Below are 1,071 nucleotides of genomic sequence, written 5' to 3' on the forward strand. Positions count from 1 at the left end.
AGTCTCTGGATATAGACCCGAAACCGGGTGATCTAGCCATGGGCAGGTTGAAGGTTGAGTAACATCAACTGGAGGACCGAACCGACTAATGTTGAAAAATTAGCGGATGACTTGTGGCTAGGGGTGAAAGGCCAATCAAACTCGGAGATAGCTGGTTCTCCCCGAAAGCTATTTAGGTAGCGCCTCGGACGAATACTACTGGGGGTAGAGCACTGTTAAGGCTAGGGGGTCATCCCGACTTACCAACCCTTTGCAAACTCCGAATACCAGTAAGTACTATCCGGGAGACACACGGCGGGTGCTAACGTCCGTCGTGGAGAGGGAAACAACCCAGACCGCCAGCTAAGGTCCCAAATTACTACTAAGTGGGAAACGATGTGGGAAGGCTCAGACAGCCAGGATGTTGGCTTAGAAGCAGCCATCATTTAAAGAAAGCGTAATAGCTCACTGGTCGAGTCGGCCTGCGCGGAAGATGTAACGGGGCTAAGTAGTAAACCGAAGCTGCGGCAATACAGTTTACTGTATTGGGTAGGGGAGCGTTCTGTAAGCCGTTGAAGGTGTGTTGTAAAGCATGCTGGAGGTATCAGAAGTGCGAATGCTGACATGAGTAACGATAAGGGGGGTGAAAAACCTCCCCGCCGGAAGACCAAGGGTTCCTGTCCAACGTTAATCGGGGCAGGGTAAGTCGACCCCTAAGGCGAGGCTGAAAAGCGTAGTCGATGGGAAACGGGTTAATATTCCCGTACTGCTTATAATTGCGATGGGGGGACGGAGAAGGCTAGGTGGGCCAGGCGACGGTTGTCCTGGTTCAAGTGCGTAGGCTAAGAGACTAGGTAAATCCGGTTTCTTGTTAGGCTGAGACACGACGTCGAGCTGCTACGGCAGTGAAGTCATTGATGCCCTGCTTCCAGGAAAAGCCTCTAAGCTTCAGATTATAAGCAATCGTACCCCAAACCGACACAGGTGGTCGGGTAGAGAATACCAAGGCGCTTGAGAGAACTCGGGTGAAGGAACTAGGCAAAATGGTACCGTAACTTCGGGAGAAGGTACGCTCTTATTGGTGAAGTCCCT

At 51.5% G+C, this 1,071-nt stretch carries 1 rRNA gene; it reads left to right on the plus strand.

The features are described from left to right. Positions 1-1,071, plus strand: a 23S ribosomal RNA gene (locus AACV12_RS11210); the annotation flags it as partial.

Source organism: Vibrio sp. 2-2(8) (assembly GCF_963888495.1).
GTDB classification, from domain to species: Bacteria; Pseudomonadota; Gammaproteobacteria; order Enterobacterales; family Vibrionaceae; genus Vibrio; species Vibrio anguillarum.